Origin of the sequence: Saccharopolyspora gloriosae (genome assembly GCF_022828475.1) — a bacterium.
Classification (GTDB): Bacteria; Actinomycetota; Actinomycetes; order Mycobacteriales; family Pseudonocardiaceae; genus Saccharopolyspora_C; species Saccharopolyspora_C gloriosae_A.
Map to the genome: position 1 here is coordinate 5,945,968 of NZ_CP059557.1, position 19,573 is coordinate 5,965,540.

General features: G+C 70.7%; 16 protein-coding genes. 3 read left to right on the plus strand and 13 right to left on the minus strand.

The annotated features are described in order from the left end of the window. Positions 1–81: 81 nt before the first annotated feature. From nudC to H2Q94_RS26105, 8 genes are all read right to left on the minus strand, one after another. Positions 82–1,011 carry an NAD(+) diphosphatase gene (gene nudC, locus H2Q94_RS26070; protein ID WP_243789795.1) on the minus strand — a complete coding sequence of 310 codons (930 nt, stop codon included), beginning with the start codon at positions 1,009–1,011 and terminating at the stop codon, positions 82–84. After that, positions 1,008–2,375, minus strand: coding sequence for a M16 family metallopeptidase (locus H2Q94_RS26075; RefSeq protein WP_243789796.1), 1,368 nt, complete (start codon positions 2,373–2,375; stop codon positions 1,008–1,010). Before H2Q94_RS26075 ends, nudC begins: the two co-directional genes overlap by 4 nt. Then, entirely contained in the window at positions 2,372–3,688 is a 1,317-nt protein-coding gene (locus tag H2Q94_RS26080) for a M16 family metallopeptidase (RefSeq protein WP_243789797.1), read from the minus strand. Before H2Q94_RS26080 ends, H2Q94_RS26075 begins: the two co-directional genes overlap by 4 nt. 246 nt (positions 3,689–3,934) lie before the next feature. After that, complete coding sequence (locus H2Q94_RS26085; RefSeq protein ID WP_243789798.1) at positions 3,935–4,759, minus strand: ESX secretion-associated protein EspG; 825 nt, start codon at positions 4,757–4,759, stop codon at positions 3,935–3,937. A gap of 85 nt (positions 4,760–4,844) precedes the next feature. Beyond that, on the minus strand, positions 4,845–6,194 hold the full coding sequence (locus H2Q94_RS30760; RefSeq protein WP_243789799.1) for a hypothetical protein: 1,350 nt from the start codon (positions 6,192–6,194) through the stop codon (positions 4,845–4,847). 12 nt (positions 6,195–6,206) lie between these two features. Next, positions 6,207–6,752: a DUF3558 family protein gene (locus tag H2Q94_RS26095; protein WP_243789800.1), complete on the minus strand. Its 546-nt coding sequence runs from the start codon at positions 6,750–6,752 to the stop codon at positions 6,207–6,209. Beyond that, positions 6,752–7,165 carry a hypothetical protein gene (locus H2Q94_RS26100; protein ID WP_243789801.1) on the minus strand — a complete coding sequence of 138 codons (414 nt, stop codon included), beginning with the start codon at positions 7,163–7,165 and terminating at the stop codon, positions 6,752–6,754. The genes H2Q94_RS26095 and H2Q94_RS26100 overlap by 1 nt, the downstream gene beginning before the upstream one ends. A 51-nt stretch (positions 7,166–7,216) precedes the next feature. After that, entirely contained in the window at positions 7,217–8,899 is a 1,683-nt protein-coding gene (locus tag H2Q94_RS26105) for a DUF2207 domain-containing protein (RefSeq protein ID WP_243789802.1), read from the minus strand. A gap of 211 nt (positions 8,900–9,110) precedes the next feature. Here H2Q94_RS26105 and H2Q94_RS26110 point away from each other — a divergent pair, with 211 nt between their 5' ends. After that, the gene (locus H2Q94_RS26110) at positions 9,111–10,463 is read left to right on the plus strand and encodes a neutral zinc metallopeptidase (RefSeq protein ID WP_243789803.1); all 1,353 of its coding nucleotides are present in this window, start codon (positions 9,111–9,113) and stop codon (positions 10,461–10,463) included. 869 nt (positions 10,464–11,332) lie between these two features. Here the strand turns inward: H2Q94_RS26110 and H2Q94_RS26115 are convergent. Beyond that, entirely contained in the window at positions 11,333–11,761 is a 429-nt protein-coding gene (locus H2Q94_RS26115; protein WP_243789804.1) for a hypothetical protein, read from the minus strand. A gap of 216 nt (positions 11,762–11,977) precedes the next feature. Beyond that, positions 11,978–13,036, minus strand: a complete 1,059-nt coding sequence (locus H2Q94_RS26120; RefSeq protein WP_243795914.1) for a potassium channel family protein — start codon at positions 13,034–13,036, stop codon at positions 11,978–11,980. Positions 13,037–13,250: 214 nt separating this feature from the next. Here H2Q94_RS26120 and H2Q94_RS26125 point away from each other — a divergent pair, with 214 nt between their 5' ends. Then, positions 13,251–13,622, plus strand: coding sequence for a DoxX family protein (locus H2Q94_RS26125; protein WP_243789805.1), 372 nt, complete (start codon positions 13,251–13,253; stop codon positions 13,620–13,622). 46 nt (positions 13,623–13,668) lie between these two features. After that, on the plus strand, positions 13,669–14,490 hold the full coding sequence (locus H2Q94_RS26130) for a hypothetical protein (RefSeq protein ID WP_243789806.1): 822 nt from the start codon (positions 13,669–13,671) through the stop codon (positions 14,488–14,490). Between the two features lie 36 nt (positions 14,491–14,526). On the opposite strand, the gene H2Q94_RS26135 is transcribed toward H2Q94_RS26130, so the two are convergent. The 3 genes from H2Q94_RS26135 to H2Q94_RS26145 all read right to left on the minus strand — a co-directional run bounded on the left by H2Q94_RS26135 (position 14,527) and on the right by H2Q94_RS26145 (position 19,389). Continuing rightward, the gene (locus tag H2Q94_RS26135; protein WP_243789807.1) at positions 14,527–15,141 is read right to left on the minus strand and encodes a hypothetical protein; all 615 of its coding nucleotides are present in this window, start codon (positions 15,139–15,141) and stop codon (positions 14,527–14,529) included. Between the two features lie 117 nt (positions 15,142–15,258). Beyond that, on the minus strand, positions 15,259–18,786 hold the full coding sequence (locus H2Q94_RS26140; protein ID WP_243789808.1) for an ATP-dependent helicase: 3,528 nt from the start codon (positions 18,784–18,786) through the stop codon (positions 15,259–15,261). Positions 18,787–18,954: 168 nt separating this feature from the next. Next, a complete protein-coding gene (locus H2Q94_RS26145) occupies positions 18,955–19,389 on the minus strand; it encodes a hypothetical protein (RefSeq protein ID WP_243789809.1) in 435 nt (144 codons plus the stop codon). Positions 19,390–19,573: the final 184 nt, after the last annotated feature.

Genomic DNA, 19,573 nt, shown 5'->3' on the forward strand with positions numbered 1-19,573 from the left:
GCGGCAACCCCACCGCGCGCCGCGCGAGCGGACGCCCCACCCGTTCCAGGAGCGGATGGGGCGTTCACCGGTGACGCGGATTCAGGACCAGAAGGCCCAGCCCTTGAGCATGCGATGGGCGATGGAGACGTTCGGCGGCAGGCGTAAGCCGGGGATGGCTCCGTCGTCGGTGCTCATGGCGGCTCGGACGTCCGCTCGGGAAACCCAGCGGGCCTCCTCGATCTCGCCGTCGGCGGGGAGCAGTGGCACCGCCGGGTCGGCGATGGCGGCGAAACCGAGCATCAGCGACCTCGGGAACGGCCACGGCTGGCTGCCGAGGTAGCGGACCTCGGTGGCGTGCACGCCGACCTCTTCCTCCACCTCGCGCTGCACGCAGGCCTCCAATGACTCGCCGACCTCGACGAACCCGGCGAGCACCGAGAACCGCTCCGGCGGCCACACCGGCTGCCGGGCCAGCAGCACCTGGTCTGCGCCGTCGTGCACCAGGCAGATCACCGCGGGATCGGTACGCGGGTACTCCTCGCGGTCGCAGCCGGAGCAGCGCCGCGCCCAGCCGACCTTGACCCGGTTCGTCGCCGCGCCGCACACCGCGCAGTAGCGCGAATGGTCGTGCCAGTTGAGCAGCCCGACCGCCGTGGTGAGCAGGCCCGCGTCGGTGTCGTCGAGCTGCCCGCCGGCGATCCGCAGGTCCTGCCAACCCTCCTGCGAGCCGTCGCGTTCGGTGCGCAGCGCCCAGTACACCGTGTCCTGCTGACGGCCCAGCAGCACCGCGTGCGGCGTGGGCTGCTCACCGAACACGGCGGTGTCCTCGTAGACGAGACGCCCGTCCGGACCGACCTGGGTGCGGCCTTTGCCGTCGACCAGCAGGACCCGGCCGGACGACCACAGCTCCGTGACCGGCCCTTCCCGCAACAGCTCCGTGCGGTCCACCGTGGACCGGGACAGCAGCGGGGCCGAGTCGAGCAGGAAGCCGCCGTCCACCGCGACCGGCGACGCCCACGCCTCCGTCACGGCAGCACCACCCCGCCGAGCGCGCCGAGCTGGTCGCCGATCTTGGCCGCGTCACCCACCACGACACCGGTGAACCGGGTCGGCGCGTAGAGCAGCGCGGCCTCGGCCACCTGCTCGGCGGTGACGGCCCGCAACCGGTCCGGGTGCGCCGTGAGCCAGTTGTGGTCGACCCCGGCGACCGCGAGGGTCAGCAGCATCGAGGCCATCCCGGACTGCGACGACGTCGAGGTCAGCAGCCCGCCGATGGCGTACTGCCGGGCCGATTCGACCTCCGCCTCGGTCGGCGGGACCAGCGCCATGCGGCCGAACTCGTAGCGCATCTCCAGCAGCGCGGCCGCGGTGACCTCGCTGGCCGTGTCCGCGTCCACCAGGATCGTGCCGTTCCCGCGGGTGAACTCGAACGACGAGTGGGCGCCGTAGGTGTAGCCCTTGTCCTCGCGGATGTTCTCCACCAGCCGGGAGGAGAAGTAGCCGCCGAAGCTGAGGTTCGCGATCTGCAGCGCCGGGTAGTTCTCGTCGGTGCGGTGCAGGCCCTGCGCGGACATCCGCAGCTGCGACTGCACGGCCCCGTCGCGGTGCACCAGCCGCACGTCGCCGCCGCGCAGCTTCGGCAGGTCGGGAAGCTCGGTGGCGGCCGCCGCCGAGTCCCACGGCGCGAGGATGCGCGTCACCTCGTCGACGATGGTGTGCGGATCAAGATCGCCGACGAGCACCAAGGTGGATCCGCGCGGCAGCACGGACTTGCCGTGCAGCTCGCGGACGCCCTCCGGGGTGACCTGAGCGACGTCGTCGGCCTGCGGCACTTCGCGGACGAACGGGTGGTCGCCGTAGCGGTGCCGTTGCAGCTCCTCCCGCGCGATGACGCGCGGCTGCGAACGGGCCACGGCGAGCCGCTCCACCAGGCGGTCCCGCTCACCGGCGACCTCGTCGGCGGCGTAGGCGGCGCCGGTGAGGGCGTCGGCCAGCACCTCCAGCAACGTGCCCAGCCCGGTGGAGAGCGCGCTGCCGATGAAGCTGAGGCGTTCCGGGTCGACCACGGCGTGCAGTTCGCCGCCGACGGCGGCCAGGTCGGTGTCGACCTGCACCCGGTCGCGGGCGGCGGTGCCGGTCAGGATCGTCTCGGCGAGCACCTCGGAACTCGCCGAGTGCATGGCGTCCTCGCCTGCGAACGGGACCCGCAGCCGGGCCTCGACCATCGGGACCACGCCGTGCCGGGCGGCGATCAGGCGCAACCCGTTGGGCAGCACGGTGTCCACGACCTCGGGCGTGCGCAGCGGGCGGGGTTCGCCCAGCGGCGGCAGCGGGCGCGGACCCGCTTCGGTGCGTCCGATCTCCTCGGCACTGCGGTGAGGGGCCTGAGTCATGCCGCACCTCCGGCGGAGTTCGAGTCGGGCTGCACGCGCAGGGTCGCGCGGGAGTCCGGAGTGAGCGCCTTCGCGGCGGCGGCGACCTGCTCGGCGCTGACCTCGGCGATCCGCCGCGGCAGCTCCGAGATGAGTTCGGCGCGGCCGTGGATCAGCTCGGTGCTGCCCAGGTCGAGCGTGCGGGAGACGACGCGGTCGTGTTCGCGGTGCAGCGAAGCCGCCCAGCGGGACGTGACGCGGGACAGTTCCTCCGCCGTGGGGCCGGTCGCGGCGAGCGCTTCCAGCTCCGCGTCGACGGCGCCGATGACGCGTTCCGACTCCACTTCGGGCGTGTGGATCGCAGTGAGCGTGAAGGTGTCCGGGTCGCGGGCGTCCAGCGGAGCGCCCATCAGGCCGCAACCCGCGTGCACGTCGACGACCAGCGGATCCTGGTAGACCATGCGCTGCTGCAACCGGGAGGCGTCGCCGTCGGTGAGCACCGCGGCCAGCACGATGTTCGCCAGGTACTGGTCGAGTTCGCCGATGGGGTCGGGCAGCCGGTGCCCGAGCGCGATCGCGGGCAGCGGCGCGTGCGGGTCGTTGTGCACGCCGGTGAGCTGCTCGGTCGGCAGCGGCTCGGCGAACGAGGGGCGCGGGCGCACCTCGCGGGCCGGGACGTCACCGAAGTGCTTGTGCACCAGTTCGGTGGCGCGGTCCACGTCGAAGTCACCGGCGATGGTGAGCACCGCGTTCGCGGGCGCGTAGAAGGTGTCGAAGAACGCGGCGCAGTCCTCGACCGTCGCCTGTTCCAGGTCGGTGAAGTCGCCGTAACCGTTGTGCGCGTTGGCGAAGGTGGAGTACAGCACCGGCGGCAGCAGGATCCACGGGAAGCCGCCGTACGGGCGGTTGAGGACGTTGAGCCGGATCTCCTCCTTCACCACGTCGACCTGGTTGCGCAGGTTCTCCTCGGTGAGCTTCGGTGCCCGCATCCGGTCGGCTTCCAGGAACAGCGCCCGTTCCAGCGCCGCCGACGGCAGCACCTGGAAGTAGTCGGTGTAGTCCTGATGCGTCGAACCGTTGAAGGTGCCGCCGGAACCTTGGACGTGGCGGAAGTGGGCGAGTTTCTCCAGGCTCTCGCTGCCCTGGAACATGAGGTGCTCGAAGAGGTGAGCGAAGCCGGTGCGGCCTTCCGGTTCGGAGCGGAAGCCCACGTCATAGTGCACGCTGACGCCCACGACGGGGGCTGTACCGGAGGCGCCCTGCGCCGAGTCCGGCGCGAGCACGACGCGCAGCCCGTTCGGCAGGGTAACGCGATGCAGTGGGGGTTCGACCATGCCTCGCAGCCTACGTGCGCAACGTAACGCTGTGCGTACCCCCTTCGCTGCGCTAGGTGCTCACCGTCCGGGGCCGCGAACGCGGCTCACCGGCCCCGCCGGAGGACGCGCGGAGGTGCGCCGTCGCAGGCCACACCTTTGTTCGGGCGCCCTTCGGCGAGGCCGGTCGGCCGGGAACCGGTGACGTGCCGCCGCTCGGACGAGCACTCCGGGTGAGGACGTTCGCCGCTCGGCGAACACCCGCGATCAGGCGCGGACCTGTGCGATCAGCGCGTCGATCTCGGTGCCGATGACGCGCGCGTCGGCGGGGATGAGCGCCACGACCTGCTCGCCCGAGCTGCCGCGCTCGACCCGGTTCAGGTACCGGCCGTCCGGTTCCGGGTTGTCGAACCACGACACGACCGTCGAGCGCCGCCTGCGGCCCTGCTGATCCCGGATGTTCGCCGCGAGCTGCCCGATGCGGTGGTGCGGCGCGTTGCCGATCGTCTCGTAGAGCCGGACCTGCCGGTCTCCGGTGCTGCCGCGCTCCTCGGTGGCGGACCGCATCATGCTCGCCTGCCCGAAGTCGTCCGGTTGTTGCTGCTTGCGCAGCGAGTTCGCCGGAATCCGCACCGGTCCCTGGCCGCCGACCCGCGCCGGCGGCAGGGTGGCCAGCAAGACCTGCGGCAGCGGCACGTTCTGGTGCACTTCGACGGTGACCAGGCCGCCGCGCTTCGGGTCCTCGCTGGGGGACTGCACGCCGAGCACCACCCGGTTGCCGTCGGTGAACACGGCCAGCGCGCGCCAGCAGTGATCGGAACCGACCTGCGGGAACCACATCGAGTCGACCCACAGGTACGGCGTGGCGAGCACCTTGAGCGCCGCTGCCAGCGGCGGCGCGATCTCGTCGTCGACGATCACGCCGCTGGCGTACATGCGGTCCAGTTCGGCTTTCGCCACGCGGCTGAACTGCTCCGCGGTGTATCCGGCCGAGCGGCTGCTCAGCGGCAACGTGAGCCGTTCGATCCGCAGGTGCTTGAGCGCCACGTCCAAGTGCACCGGCGGCAGCTGCCAAGACCCCAAAGCGGTCACTGCGTTCTCTCCCCTGTGAAATGCAGATGCCCGGCCCCGATCGGTCCGGTGGCCGACCGGTCCCCCATGGCCGGTCGGCGGTGAATCACTCGCCCAGCACCGGCGGTGCCGTCTTGGGCATGTCGTTCATCCAGATGTCGTCGTGCTCCTCCAGCCACGACGGGCGCTCGTGCTCGGCGTCCTCGCCGCCCTGGCCGCGCTGACCGGCACCGCCGCCCATGCCACCGCCCATGCCGCCGCGACCGGCACCGGCTCCGCGTGCTCCGGCTCCGCCACCTGCCGCGCCCGCGCCCGGGCCGCCGATTCCGGCTCGTCCGCCCGCTCCGGGGCCGCCCGCGCCCCGGCCCATGCCGCCGGCACCTGCTCCGCCCGCACCGCCTGCGAGGCCGCCCGCCATGCCGCCCATGCCGCCGCCCGCGCCGGCTCCGCCCGCGCCGGGACCGCCCGCTCCGGGGCCGCCGCCACCGGGAAGGCCGCCGGGGCCGGGATGTCCGGCCCATTGGCTGCCGCTCTCGGAAGGCGTGGAGGGCGTGGTGCTGCCCGGTCCACCGGAACCGTTGCCGTACCCGCCACCGGGAAGGTGGGAGCCGCCGTAGCCCCCGCCGGGGAGGTTGGAGCCCGCACCCCCGCCGATACCAGAGCCGGGGCCGTTGCCGAGTCCGTTGGCGCCGGGGCCGCCGCCCCAGTCGGTGCCGGGCGGCGGAGTCGCCGGTGGCGGCTCCTTGGTGCTGCCGTCCGGTGCCGTGTACTGCGGCATCTTCGCGTCGATCTGCTGGAGCGCCGGGCTGTAAACCCGGCTCATCGTCTCTTGAGCGGCCTTCTCGGCCTGCTCCTGCTCTTCCATCTGGGAGAGCGCGTTGACACCGGCCCCCGCAGCCCCGAACGGGATGGCGGCCGCGGCGGTGGAACCCCAGCTGTAGCCCGCCGGTTGGTCGACCATCTTGCTGGCCTGGCCTGCGGCATCACCGGCGGCGTTGAGGTTGTTGCCGGTGGCCGCGAAGGCGTCCGCGCTGGCCGTCATCCACTCGGAAGCCGGCTTGCCGACCTCCTTCGCGCTGTCGGCCGCCGCGCCCTGCCAACCGCCCTCGACGATCTGCTGCAGATCCCTGCCGTAGTTCTCGCCGCGCCCGCGCAGTCCCTCGGCGAAGTCGAGCCACGCCTGCGCGACCTCACCGACCTTGCCCGGTTCGATGGAATCCGAGTTGGTCCGGAAGATCTGCGCGTGGTCGAAACCGGACCAGTTCACGCATTCCGTGATCGCCGGGTTGTCGTAACCGTTGACGGTCAGCCCGGAGTTCTGCTGCGCCAGCTGCGCTTGCTGCTGCTGCGCTATCCGGTTCGCTTCCTCGCCGTGCTCGCGGCGCTGCTCCTCGGCGTCGCTCTCGTAGCCGAAGATCCGCGAGCCCGCGTTGTCGAGCGTGCTGAGTATCCCCATGATTCCCCCAAATCAAGCAGGCAAACGAGACGCGGTCTGACCGGCGATCTTCTCGATCTCACCGCACGGATCGGCAACGGAGTCCCGCATGTAGCCGCTGAGCTGGTAGAGCACGATTCCACCACCCGCCGGCACGACCGTGATGCAGCCACCCGTCCCTGTTCCACCTGCGACAATCATCCGAGCAGAATCCCGACCAGCGACATTGATTCGCGTAAATTCATCATACGAGCCGCCCTTTTCAAGGCTCTCGACAGTATCGTCGGCATTCTTCTGCAAAGCAACACTCAGCCGCTCGCCATCCCATGAGCAACCAGGCTGGAAGCTGACCTGAGTAAAGTCCTTCGCCTGCGTGGAAACGCCATACGAAGTCAGCTCATCCGGCTTGAAAAACGTGCACGGATCAAAGCTTTCCAAGCCACTCCCCTGTGCGGCCGAAGTCGGCGACCCGCCATCCGCGCCACCATCGCCAGCGCTCGAATCACCGAGCGAGCACGATGAAAGACCGAACAGGGCAAGCCCTGCGGACATCGCAACCAGGGATCGGGAAAACTTCATCACTGCAAACCTCGCCTGAGATCGTCGGCGTTCTGTTCGTCCATGGAACGGTAGTCGCGCGCTGCCCCGCGGAACGCATCCGCCTGCTTCTGCAACTCATCTTGGAGCGTACGAATCAGTTCGAGCGCACCAGAATCGGGATCCGTCGCCTTGTCCTGGAACCGCTTCGCAAGCTGCTGCCCGTCGGGATAGTCCCCCAGTCCCCTGACAGAACCGAGGCCTTGCGCCTTCATGTACAGCTGCCTCAGCGCTTCGATCTCCTCTTCGACCCGCTTCGCGGCTTTCTCCGCGACTTCCGGGTCCAAGGACAGCATGCCCGCCCCGACCTGCTGGTTGATCGTCTGCGTCTGGGCGCTGACCGCCTTCAGACCTTCCTTCGCCGCCGCGAACCCGCCGGCGTCCGCACTCGTCATCCCCAGGCCCCTCTGGACTCCGCTGATCTCCCCCGGTGAACCGCGAACACTTTAGCGTGGCGCCACCGAATTGGTCACCGGTTCGGGCGAACCCGACGAACCTCGGCGTGCTCCCAGCGCCGCGCACAGCCTCGCCGCGAACGCGGGGAAGGTCTCCCGGAAACGCTCGAGATCGGAGGTCGCGCCGTACCAGTAGAGACCGGGGGCGCCGTCCGCCTCGGGATCGAGCGCGGCGAACTTCTCCAGCCACGGCCCGGCTTCGCCCAGCACCAGCGCGTACGGCAGCGACCGGGAGAACGCGGTCTCCCGATCCGCGACCGGAATCGCGTCGACGGAGACCTTCCGCAGGTGATTGCGCAAGCCCTGGATCTGCCCGACCAGCACGCTCCCGCGAGCCGTGCGCGCGGGCATCAGCCGGGCGGCGAAGCTCAACGCCACTCCACCGAGGGCCACGGCGACACCGATCAGACCGAGCGGCCCGGTGAGCGCCAGCAGCGCGGTGAGCAGTACGCCCGCCGCCGCCAGCCCGGCACCGCCCCACCAGAACAGGTTGCGCTCGGCGTCCGGCCTGCGGCCGAACCAGCCGTTCGCGACGACCTCCGCGTAGAGCGCTTCGCGCACCGGTGCGAGGTCGCGGCCCGCGAGTTCCGAGAGCAGCACCTGCCGCCGGTCGCCGACGAGCACGTCGTGCACGGCGCGTTCGTACTCCCGCAGCGCCGAATCCGGATCGTTGCGGCGCACGATGCGCCAGTCTCCGGCCAGCTCCTCGATCCACAAGTAGTTGCGCACCGCCAGGTCGACGACGGTGGCGGCGACGTCGACGAGGTCCACCCGCTCGTCCGCGACGGTGCCGATCTGCCCGGGCAGCACGCCGTCCGGTGACGCGAAGACCGTGGTGCCGTCCGCGCTGACCATCAGGACCTCGACGGGGCCGGGCGGCGCCGACGATGCCCGGACGTCCCGGCCGCGGAAGTGCCAGAGCACGCCGAATCCGCCGATCAGCAGCAACCCCATCCCCGCGAGGCCGACCCCGATCGCGGGTGTCAGCGAGAACGCGTAGGCCGGGTCGAAGCGCCGTTCGGTCATCGCGTTCGACGGCACGGCCCCGGCCGGAACCCGCATCGACAGGTCCAGGCGTTCCCCCGCGGCGAGGCCGAACTCCAGGACATGCACCTGCCGGGTGCGCCCGATCTCGAACCTGCCGCAGCGCTCCTGGCCACCGACCGGTCCGGCGAGGCAGGTGATGTCCTGCGGCACCTGCGGGGCGAGCAGCGACGCCGACACCCGGTCCACCGGCAGGTCCCAGCCACCGGAGAGCTGCCAGCGGATCTCCTGCAGGTCTCCGGCTTCCGCGACGGCCCCGTGCACGGTGTAGTCGAAAGTCGCCTCGCCGGGGAGCACCGTCAGCCGGGCGGCGTCCGGCCCGACCGCGATCTCGCCGCCGTCGACCCGGGCGTCGGTGAGGGTGAAGACGCGGTCGGCTCCTTCGCCGGTGCGCTGCCGCAGCGGAATCGTGCGGTGCACCGGCGGACCATCGGGCACGGTGATCCGTTCGGTGACGGTGAGCGTGCCGTCGCGTTGCAGCTTGGCCTGCACGTCGGTGGCGATGGTGCCGGGGAGCACGTTGACCGGCGGCGCGGGCGCCTGCTCGGGTGCGGCTGGAGCGGTCGCGGGGAGACCGAGCAGCGCTGCGGCCGCGACCAGCAGGACGACGGGACCCGGTTTCCGGAACACGGCCCGAACGATAGCCGGACCTGGCTAAGCTGCGGCCACATCGGCACAAGACTTGAGGGGGCGGTCACCGATGGCGGGCAGGCGGCGGTCTTCCGGCACGACACGTGGTTCACCTGCACCTCCGATGTGGACTGATCGGTGGGCCAACGGTGGTTCCGGCACCGCTAAGCTCGGTGCGCTCCATTCGTCGGCGAAGCCGGGAGATCGGTAAATGACGCAGCCACCGCCGCAGCCGCAACCCCCGTGGGGTGAGCGTCCGGTCGGCCCGCCACCGGCGTCGCAACCATTGCCGCAGGTTCCCCAGTACCAGGCTCCGGCCCAGTACCAGGGTTCGTCGCAATACCAAGGTTCGACGCAACACCAGGGTTCCGCGCAGTACCAGGGTTCGTCGCAGTACCAAGGGCCGACGCAGTACCAGAATCAGCCGCAGTACCAGGACCCTTCGGCGCAGCAGCAGGTGAACCAGCAGGCTGGGCAGGAACCGCCGCACTACCTGCCGCCGCAACTGCCGCCGCCCGCCCAGCCGCAGCAGTGGGGGGCGCCACCACCGTGGCAGCAGGGCTACAACAACCCGGCCGCTCCGCCGCCGCAGCCCCGCAAGACCGCATCCGGAATGATCATCGCGTTGGTGATCACCGGGTTATTCCTGCTCGGCGCAGGCACCATCGGAGTGACCGCGCTGTCCCGATCCGGCAGCGACGCGTCCGACTACGAGACGCCGGTGAACGAGACCGGCGACGGTTCGGCGAACGAATCGCAGGCCCCGGCCGCACCGAACTCGTCGAACGAACCGAGCCCCAGCCCCTCGTCGAGCGCACCACCCACCGCCACGAGCAACGACTACACGCCGGCCGCACGCCCCGTCGCCGCGCTCGGCGACAACCCGATCAACATTCCCGGCAACGGCGCCGTGAACACGCCCTGCCCGCTGCCGCCGTTCGCCACCGACACGGCCTCGCAGTCCGCGTTCTACGAAGCCGCGCTGCCCTGCCTGATGGCGATGTGGGAACCCGCGCTGCAGGAAGCCAACCTTCCCGTCCTGATGCCGGACGTGCAGACCATCGACGGCACCGTCGCAAGCCCCTGCGGCACCCGGACCTGGGACCAGACCGCCATGTTCTGCCCCGGCAACAACACGATCTACATGACGGCGCGCTACTACGCGGACAAGGAAGGCCGCACCGACGCCGGCGTCTTCCTCGGCCAATTCGCGCACGAATTCGGGCACGCCGTTCAGAGCATGAGCGGCATCAACCAGGCCTACACGGCGGCCTCCTACGACGCGAACGGCACCAGCCCCGCCGGACTCGAACTCACGCGGCGCTCGGAGTTGCAGGCGACCTGCTACGAAGGAATGGCGTTGGCCTCGCTGCAGAACGGCGGGGTGCACAACGACATCATCTTCGCCGCCCTCACCGACTCACGAGGCCGCGGCGACGAGTACAACGCCCAACCCGACCACGGCAGCATCGCCACCAACACGGCATGGATCGACCAGGGCTTCTACAAGAACCGAGTAACCGAATGCAATACGTGGCTTGCTGTACCTGATCAGGTGGACTGACGCCGGTCGTTTGGCTGGGGTGGTCGGGTAGCGGAACCTCAGGTGTCTTCTCGCTGCGGGATCTTTTTCCCAAGTGGCTCCGCCACGAGGGAAAAAGCTGTCCTCGCGAGAAGACACCTGAGAACCCGCCGGTGAGCGGCTTTTTGACGTGGGCTATGCGCTGACGCGCATACAGGCACGGCTTCGCCGCAAAGCACGGCCATCGGCCGCAAAGCAAGCGGGGCTTCGCCCGCCAACTACACGGCTTCGCCGTAAGGCACGGCCTTCGGCCGCAAGGCAAGCGGGGCTTCGCCCGCCAACTGCACGGCTTCGCCGCAAAGCACGGCCTTCGGCCGCAAAGCAAGCGGGGCTTCGCCCGCCAACTACACGGCTTCGCCGTAAGGCACGGCCTTCGGCCGCAAGGCAAGCGGGGCTTCGCCCGCCAACTGCACGGCTTCGCCGCAAAGCACGGCCTTCGGCCGCAAAGCAAGCGGGGCTTCGCCCGCCAACTACACGGCTTCGCCGTAAGGCACGGCCTTCGGCCGCAAGGCAAGCGGGGCTTCGCCCGCCAACTGCACGGCTTCGCCGCAAAGCACGGCCTTCGGCCGCAAAGCAAGCGGGGCTTCGCCCGCCAACTACACGGCTTCGCCGTAAGGCACGGCCTTCGGCCGCAAGGCAAGCGGGGCTTCGCCCGCCAACTGCACGGCTTCGCCGCAAAGCACGGCCTTCGGCCGCAAGGCAAGCGGGGCTTCGCCCGCCAACTGCACGGCTTCGCCGCAAAGCACGGCCTTCGGCCGCAAAGCAAGCGGGGCTTTGCCCGCCCTTCGCGGGCTTCGCCGCCGAAAGCACGGCTTCGCCGTGAGGTAGGCGGGGCTTTGTGTGCTGGCTTGTCAGCTCAGTGCGCGGGGGCGGGTGATCAGGAGGGCGTAGCCGCCGCCGGCTATTGCGGCGAGGGTGCATAGGACCCAGCTGGCTCGGGTGTGCATGCCGCCGCCGCTGTCGGCTTCGCCGGCGCGCACCGCGTGGTCGCCACCGTTCGCGGGAACCTGCACCGGCATGGTCTGGCCCGCGGTGTGCCCGCAGCCGTCCAACCGCAATCGGCGCACCTCGCCGTCGATGCGGACTTCGACCAGGTCGCCGCGCGCCTCCCGGCCGCACGGCGAAGACTCGATCACGGTCGCCGTCGCGGACTGCATCTCACCGTCGGCGAAGCCGAAGTTCGGCAGCCGCCACCAGGACAGCGCCACCACGACGACCCCGAGCAGGCCGAGCGCCACCAGGATCACCGCCACCGATGCCGAACCGCCTCGTCGCCTCACACGGCAATGGTCCCAGAACACCGGAAAAGGCTTCCATGGCCCAAGGTTTCGCTTTGACGAGCGGATTTCCGGACTCCGGACACCCGCCGAGCCCCGTCAAGTGAATGGCCCGCTCGACCGATGGGCGTGGGCGAAGGGGCCGGTCACCCCGTGAGCTTCGCGGAGCGAACGGCCCATTCGACCGGCAGGACCGGGAAGGAAGCGTCGACCTCGAGGTCACGATTCGGCCGGGGTGACCTTCTTGACGTAGAGGAGCCGGTCGCCGTCCTCGATCGCGTCGGCCTCGGGAGCGTCCACCCGGTACAGCTCGCCCGCGCGCACGACGCCCAGCACGATGTCCGACAGGTGCCGGGGTGAGCCGCCGACCTCCCTCGGGTCGACCTCCCGTTCCGCTATGGCCAGTCCCACGTCCGGGGTGAGCAGGTCCTCGAACATCTCCACCACCGAGGGCGTGGTGGTCGCCATCCCCAGCAACCGGCCCGCGGTCTCGCTGGAGACCACCACGGAGTCGGCGCCGGACTGGCGCAGCAGGTGCACGTTCTCCGCTTCCCGCACCGCGGCCACCAGCTGCGCCTTCGGTGCCAGTTCCCGCGCGGTGAGCGTGACTAGCACGGCGGTGTCGTCGCGGGCCGGGGCGACCACGATGGCCCGCGCCCGCGTAGCGCCCGCGACGCGCAGCACGTCGGAGCGGGTCCCGGATCCGTTGACGGTGACCAGGCCGAGTGAGGACGCCGTTTCCAGCGCCGCGTGATCGGTGTCCACGACGACGATCCGCTGCGGGTCGGCACCGTCACCGAGCAGCGCGGTGACCGCCGAGCGGCCCTTCGTCCCGTAACCGATGACGACCACGTGGTCGCGCACCTTCGTCCTCCAGCGTTGGATCTTCAGTGCCTGCCGCGAGCGTTCGGTGAGCACTTCGAGCGTGGTACCGACCAGCACGATCAGGAACAGCACCCGCAGCGGGGTGATGACCAGGACGTTCACCAGCCGGGCGAGCGGGCTGACGGGGGTGATGTCGCCGTATCCGGTCGTGGACAGCGACACCGTGGCGTAGTAGACCACGTCGAGCAGGCTCAGTTCGCCGCCGGCGCTGTCGCGGTAGCCGTCGCGGCCCACGTAGACGATGGCGACGGTCGCCGCCAGCGCCAGGACGGCACCGATGATCCGGCGCACGATCGAGCGCACCGGGCTGATCGTGACCTCGGGCATCCGGATCACGCCGACCAGCGTGTGGTCGGGGCGGTCGGTGAGCCGCTCGTCGATCGGATTCCGCATCCGCCCGCCGATCAGGTGACCAGCCCGGTTCGGGCTCACCACGGTGACTCCTCGGTTTTCGCGCCTGCGGACACGATTCCCCCGATTCCGGCCGAGCATGCTGACGACGACGCTGAACATAACCCGCTCGGCGGTGCCGCACCGCAAGACCTCCCGCGCCGCGCGTCGCTCGGGCCATTGCCGTCGTGCGCCGCATCGTGCAACGCTGCGACGCATGGCCTCCCCCCGTTCAGCCCAGCTGCTCGCCGGCGTGCTCGCCACCGCGGGCGTGCTGCACTTCGTGCAGCCGAAGCCGTTCGACAGCATCGTTCCGAAGCAGCTCCCGGGTTCGGCGCGAACCTGGACCTACGTGTCCGGAGTCGCCGAGCTCGGTTGCGCGGCGGCTGTGGCGCACCCGCGGCTGCGCCGGCTCGGCGGGCTGCTCACCGCCGGGCTGTTCATCGGCGTCTTCCCGGCGAACGTGCAGATGGCGGTGGATTACCGCCGGAAACCGTTGCCGCAGCGGGCCATCGCCTACGGGCGGCTTCCGCTGCAGCTGCCGTTGATCGCGTGGGCTTGGCGAGTTCGCTCCACCGCAAGGAAATAGCCACCGGACGTAGTCGGAGACGGGGCGGCAGGTTTACCATTTCCCAGTGCAGCAGCTTGAGCACGCCGCCGACGCACTCGGCTGGAAGGGACTCCTCGTCCCGCACGTCGAGGTGCTCGGAACCCGTTTCGCCGCCGTCACGCGCGTGCGGCGCGATGTGCATCTGTGGCGCCGCGAGCACGGCTGGGCACCGGAGGACGATCCGATGTGGTTCCGGTCTTGGTCGCAGCCGTCCATGCACGACCACCTGCCGCTGGCCGCGGTCGACGTGGTGGGAATCCTCGTTCCCGTGCGCAAGGCGAAGTACGGCCTGCGGGCGTGCGGAAACCTGATGACGCTGGCGCCGTGCAGCGTGGTGCTGCCGCGCGGCCATCCGTACCGGCCGTGGCCGATGACCGAACTGGACTACTACGGAATCGGCGTAGTGGCCGACCACGAGTCCGCACCGTCCGAAGTGCTGCTTCCCCCGAGGACCGCTCCCCCGAGTTCGGCGCCTCCCTGTTCGGCCGCTGGCTCCAGGAAGTCCTCTACTCCCTGGTCCTCCAACGAGACCCCGAACTGGCGGAGAACCCAACAGGTTCCTGACCCACCCGCTTCACGACGAACCCGTGCCGCTGGGCTGCGAAGTAAGCCCGTCTCGCGGCCGAAGGCCGTGCCCTGCGGCGAAGCCGTGCCTTGCGGCCGAAGGCCGTGCCCTGCGGCGAAGCCGTGCCTTGCGGCCGAAGGCCGTGCCTGGATGTGCGAAGCACATAGCCCACGTCAAAAAACCGACCACCCGCGGGTTCTCAGCTGTCTTCTCGCGAGGACAGCTTTTTCCCTCGTGGCGGAGCCACTAGGGAAAAAGATCCCGCAGCGAGAGACCAACTGAGGTTCCGCCACCCGACCACCCAAGCAAAACGAGCCCTCAAGCAAGAACGTACTCATGCCAATTCATGCCGTGGGGGTTCCAGCCGAGTCCGCGGCCTTCCTTGGCCGCGCGCAGCGCCTGCATGGTGTGCGGCCAGCGGCGGATCACGTTGGCGACGGCGACGGGGGTCATCAGTTCGCTGGTGCGGCGGTGGTTTCCCGGCCCCAGGAACGCGATTCCGCCTGGTGTGGACAGGATGTCGGTGAGCGGCATCTGCCCGGACAGCGTGGTCTTCTCCACGCTGATCAGGGTGTTGGGGTGCAGGTCCGGTGGCCAGGTGCGGCGGTCGAGGTCGGCGGCGACGGGCTGGTCGCAGTTGCCGCAGCGGCAGTCGAACTCACCGGCCCAGCCGTGTTTCGCCCAGGACCACACGACGCCGCCGCCCGCGTCCAGGTCGGACAGCGCGGCCACGTGCGGCCAGGCTCCGACGACGGCGCTGAGCATGGTGCGCTTGGTGGGCCGGGTGTCACCGTCCGGTCCGGTGAACGACCAGGTGCCCCCGTCGTCGCGGTGCACGCGGACCAGTGGCGCGCGCAGCGACAGCACGTCGGTGTCCACGAGCACTTCGGCCTCGGGCGGGGTGTTGAGTTTCCACTCCGTGTTCTGCTCCATCCCGAGCATGGTCATGCGTCCGAACGGGCTACCACAAGATCCTCCACCCGAAGGTGTGGATCTAGCCCATGTCGCCAACCTCGCTGCCACCGCCGTGCATCAGAGGCGGGCTCCCGTTCAGGCGCCGGGTTCCGGAACGGAGTCGATCAGCTGGCGGAGGCCGTCGGCGTCGAAGAGGTCGGCGGGGCGCAGCGTCGTGTCGTGGCGGACGTAGTGGAACGCCGCGCGCACCTTCTCCAGCGGAGCTTCGGCCAGTTCGGCCCACGCGAGGCGGTAGGCCGCGAGCTGCACGGCGAGCGCGGACACCTGGTCGTCGGCGGGTACCGCGCCGGTCTTCCAGTCCAGCACCGTCCAGCCGCCGTCGGCGTCGGCGAACACCGCGTCCATTCGGCCGCGCAGCACGATTCCCGACACTTGGGTCTCGAACGGCACCTCCACTTTGTGCGGCACCCGGCCCGCCCAGGAGCCGCGGAGGAAGGCTTCTTGCAGCCCGGTGAGATCGTCCTGCGCCGGCGCCGTTTCGTCGGCCGATCCGGGCAGTTCGTCCAGGTCGAGCAGTGCGCTGGAGGTGAACCGGTGTTCCAGCCACGCGTGGAATGCGGTGCCGCGGCGGGCCATCGGGTTCGGCGGCATCGGCAGCGGGCGGCGGAGCCTTCGGGCGAGGGATTCGGGGTCGGCGGCGAGTTCGACGAGGCGGCTCACGGAGAGGTGGCCGGGCAGTTCGACTTGTTCGCGGCGCTGCGCGGCGGCTTCGCGTTCGGCGAGCAGCACGTCGACGTCGCGCGCCCAGCTCAGCTCGTCGTCCTCGGCGTCGGGCGGCAGGTCGGTTTCGCCCGGCGCCTGGGCGGTTTCGTCCGGTGTCGGGTCCGGTGTCTCGTCGTCCGGCGGCGGGACGGACTCGCCTTCCGGCGGCGTGCCGGCGTCTCCGGGCGGCAGGGTGGACGGGTCCTCCGGCGGCAGGTCCACGTCGTCCGGCGGCAGGTCGGTTTCGTCCTCCGGGGGCGCGTCGGCATCGCCCGGCGGCGGAACGACTTCCGCGGCGGTGACCGCCACCGCGTCCGGTGCCACACTTGAGTCCACAGTGGACGAATGATTTCGCGCCGTGACCATCGCGGCTCGCACCAGGTCGGCGCCCGCGACCACCGCGCTGCGTCGCGGCCCCAGCGGATCGACGGGCCACTGCACCGTGCGCAGCGCGTCCGCCAGCGGATTCTCCGCGTCCTCCACCGGTTCATCGACCCACTGCCCGATGTCGCCCGCTCCGGTCCCGCGCAGCACGTCGGCCAGCTCGGTGAGGAAGTCCGACGGCCCCTTCGGTTTCTTCCCACCTTCCTGCCACCAGTGCCCGGACAGCAGCAACACCCGCTCGGACCGGGTCAGCGCCACGTACAGCAGCCGCCGCTCCTCGGTGAGCCGCCGGTCCTCGAACTCACCGTCGTGACGTTTGAGCTCGTCGCTGATCTCCTTGCGGTCCATGCCGTTGAGCCGGTCCAAGTCGAAACCGGGCAGGTCCTGGGCGTCACCGCGCATCGTCGCGGGCAGCTCGGTCACCGAGGTCAGCCAGGAACCGGAATGCCTGCGGCCGGGGAACACCTGATCCACCAGGTGCGGAACCGCCACGACCTCCCATTCCAGGCCCTTCGCGGCGTGCACCGTGAGCACCTGCACCCGGTCCTCGGCGACCTCGACCTCGCCCGGTTCCAGGCCGTCCTCGGCGCGTTCGGCGGCGGTGATGTAGTCCAGCAGCGCCGACAGCGGCGCGGAGGGGCTGGCGGTGGCGAAGTCGGTGACGACGTCGGCGAACGCGTCCAGGTGGATGCGGCCGGCTCCGGTGGGGCGGGCGAGGCTTTCGATGTCCAGCAGCAAGGTGCGTTCGACGTCGGCCACCAGTTCCGGCAGCGGCTGATCCAGCCTGCGCCGCAGCTGCACCAATTCCTTGCCGAGCGACCGAATCCGCTCGTATCCCGCCGCGGAGTAGGGCTCCGGCGGGCCGGGGTCGTCGAGCGCGTCCACCAGACCGGCCTGTTCGGCGTGCTCCCCCGGCAGCACGTCGTCGACCGAGTCCGCTTCGGTCTCCTCCGCCGCGGGGCCGAGCCGCCGCGCCCGGTCCCACAGCGCGGCGATGTCGGCGGCGCCGAGGCGCCAGCGGGCACCGGTCAGCAACCGCATCGCCGCCGAACCGGCCAGCGGTTCCACCAGCACGCGCAGCGCGCTCACCAGGTCGCGCACCTCCGGTTCGTCGAGCAGCCCCCCGAGACCGACGACCTCCACGGGCAGACCGCGTTCGCGCAGCGCGCCCGCCAGCCCCGCCATGTCGGAGCGGCGCCGCACCAGCACCGCGGACGTCGGCGGCGCTCCCTTCTCGTCGAGCACCGCGTGCCACTGCTCGGCGATCCGGTCGGCGACCCAGTCGCGCTCCACCCGCACGTCCTCGACCAGCGCGGCGCGGATGTCTCCGGTTCCCGCGCCGTCGCGGGCGCGGAGTTCGTCGACTTCGAGTCCGGCGGCGCGCAACGGTTCGGAGGCGGCGTTGGCGAGGCTCAGCACCTCGGGCGGGTTGCGGAAGCTCGTCAGCAGCCCGTACCGCTGCGCGGGCGCCGGTGCTCCGTTCTCGGCGCGGGGGAAGTCGGTGGTGAAGCGCGGCAGGTTCGCCGCGCTCGCCCCGCGCCAGCCGTAGATGGCCTGCGCCGGGTCGCCGACGGCCGTGACCGGGAGCGGGTCGGTGCCCGCGGTGGCTCCGCCGAACAGCGCCCGCAGCAGCACCCGTTGCGCGTGGCCGGTGTCCTGGTACTCGTCGAGCAGCACCGCTCCGTAGCGTTCCCGTTCGCCCGCGACGACTTCCGGATGGTCGGTGGCCAGCAGCGCGGCCAGCGACATCTGGTCGGCGAAGTCCATCGCGGCCTCGCGGCGCTTCTGCTGCGCGTAGTTCTCCAGCAGCGGCAGCAGCGCGGCCCGCAGCCGCTGCGCCGCGATGATCTTCGTGAGGTCTTGGGGGAGTTCGGCGCGCTGCCGCTTCGCGCGCGGCGCGTCCTCGATGGCCCGGCACAGCCGTTCGGCGTGTTCCCGCAGCTGCTCCGGCCGCACCAGGTGTTCGGCGAGCTCACCGGCGAGGGACAGCAGGTAGCCGGTCACGGTGGAGGGCACCTTCTCGGTGTCCAGGTCCTCCGTCCACGTCGACACGACACGGTGCGCGAGCTGCCAGGACGCGGTCTGGGTGAGCAGCCGGGCGCCGGGCTCCACCGGAATCCGCAGCCCGTGCTCGCCGACCAGCCGGCCCGCGTAGGCGTGGTAGGTCAGCACCGTCGGCTCTTCCGCGAGCACCTGGTTGCGCAGTTCCCCGCTGGGGTCCACCTCGTCCAGCAGCCCGGATCCCGCGAGTCGCCGCAGCCGAGCCCGCACTCGATCCGCGAGCTGCCGGGCGGCTTTGCGGGTGAACGTCAAGCCCAGCACGTGTTCGGGCGTGACGATCCGGTTCGCCACCAGCCACACCACGCGGGCGGCCATCGTCTCGGTCTTGCCCGCGCCCGCTCCCGCCACGACCAGCGCCGGTTCCGCGGGCGCCGCGATCACCGCGGCCTGCTCCGGAGTCGGCGGGTGCAGCCCCAGCCCCTGCGCGATGCGATGCGGACTGATCCGTTCAGGCAAGCGTCGCTCCACTCCAGGCGGCTCCGGGCAGGTCAGCGCCGGTTGTAGCACGCCGCCACGACCGTCCGGCCCGCCGCCCGACACGCGCACACGCCCTCACCCCACCGCTTCAGATCAACACCCCACCCGACCGCTCCCGCCGAGGAGGCGCTCACCCCGCGGGGCCGATCAGATCAATGGCCCATTCGACCGGTCGAGGTGGCGTTCACCTCGCGGGGGCGGTGTGGGAGGCGGCGCGGTCGAGGTGCGGTCAGCGGCGCTTCTTGGCCGGGGGACCGGCTTGAGCTGGCGCTCGCATTCGCAGTTGTTGTCGTAGACGGCTTCCGCCGTGATCGTCGGACCGTCGTTGAGGCCGGTCACGATCGTCTCGCCACGGCGCGATTCGGTCAGCCAGATCTCGGTTTCGTCGGTGAAGCCGACCTCGTCCTCGGTGAGTCCCATCGCCGCGCGCAAGGTGCCCGCGAGCCACGCCGCGACCTCTTCCGGGGAGTGCATCACCTCATCGGGATCGAGCATCCGCCGCTCCGGCGCGCTCAACGCGTGCGACAGCGTGGAGCGTTCGACGTATCCGTGGTGGTGCAGGCCGTTCGAGTGCTGCGCCATGACTCCCCTTTCAATTCCGGACCCTCACCAAAGTAGCCGCACGCTGCGTCATCTTTCGAGAACCCGCCTGCGCCGATCGTGAACATCACTCCGAGTTCGCAGGGTGGATGCCCGGCCGGGACCGCGGAGGGGTGCGGTCACCGGCCGGGCGCGGCCCGCCGCCGGGTCGGGGGTCACGACGACG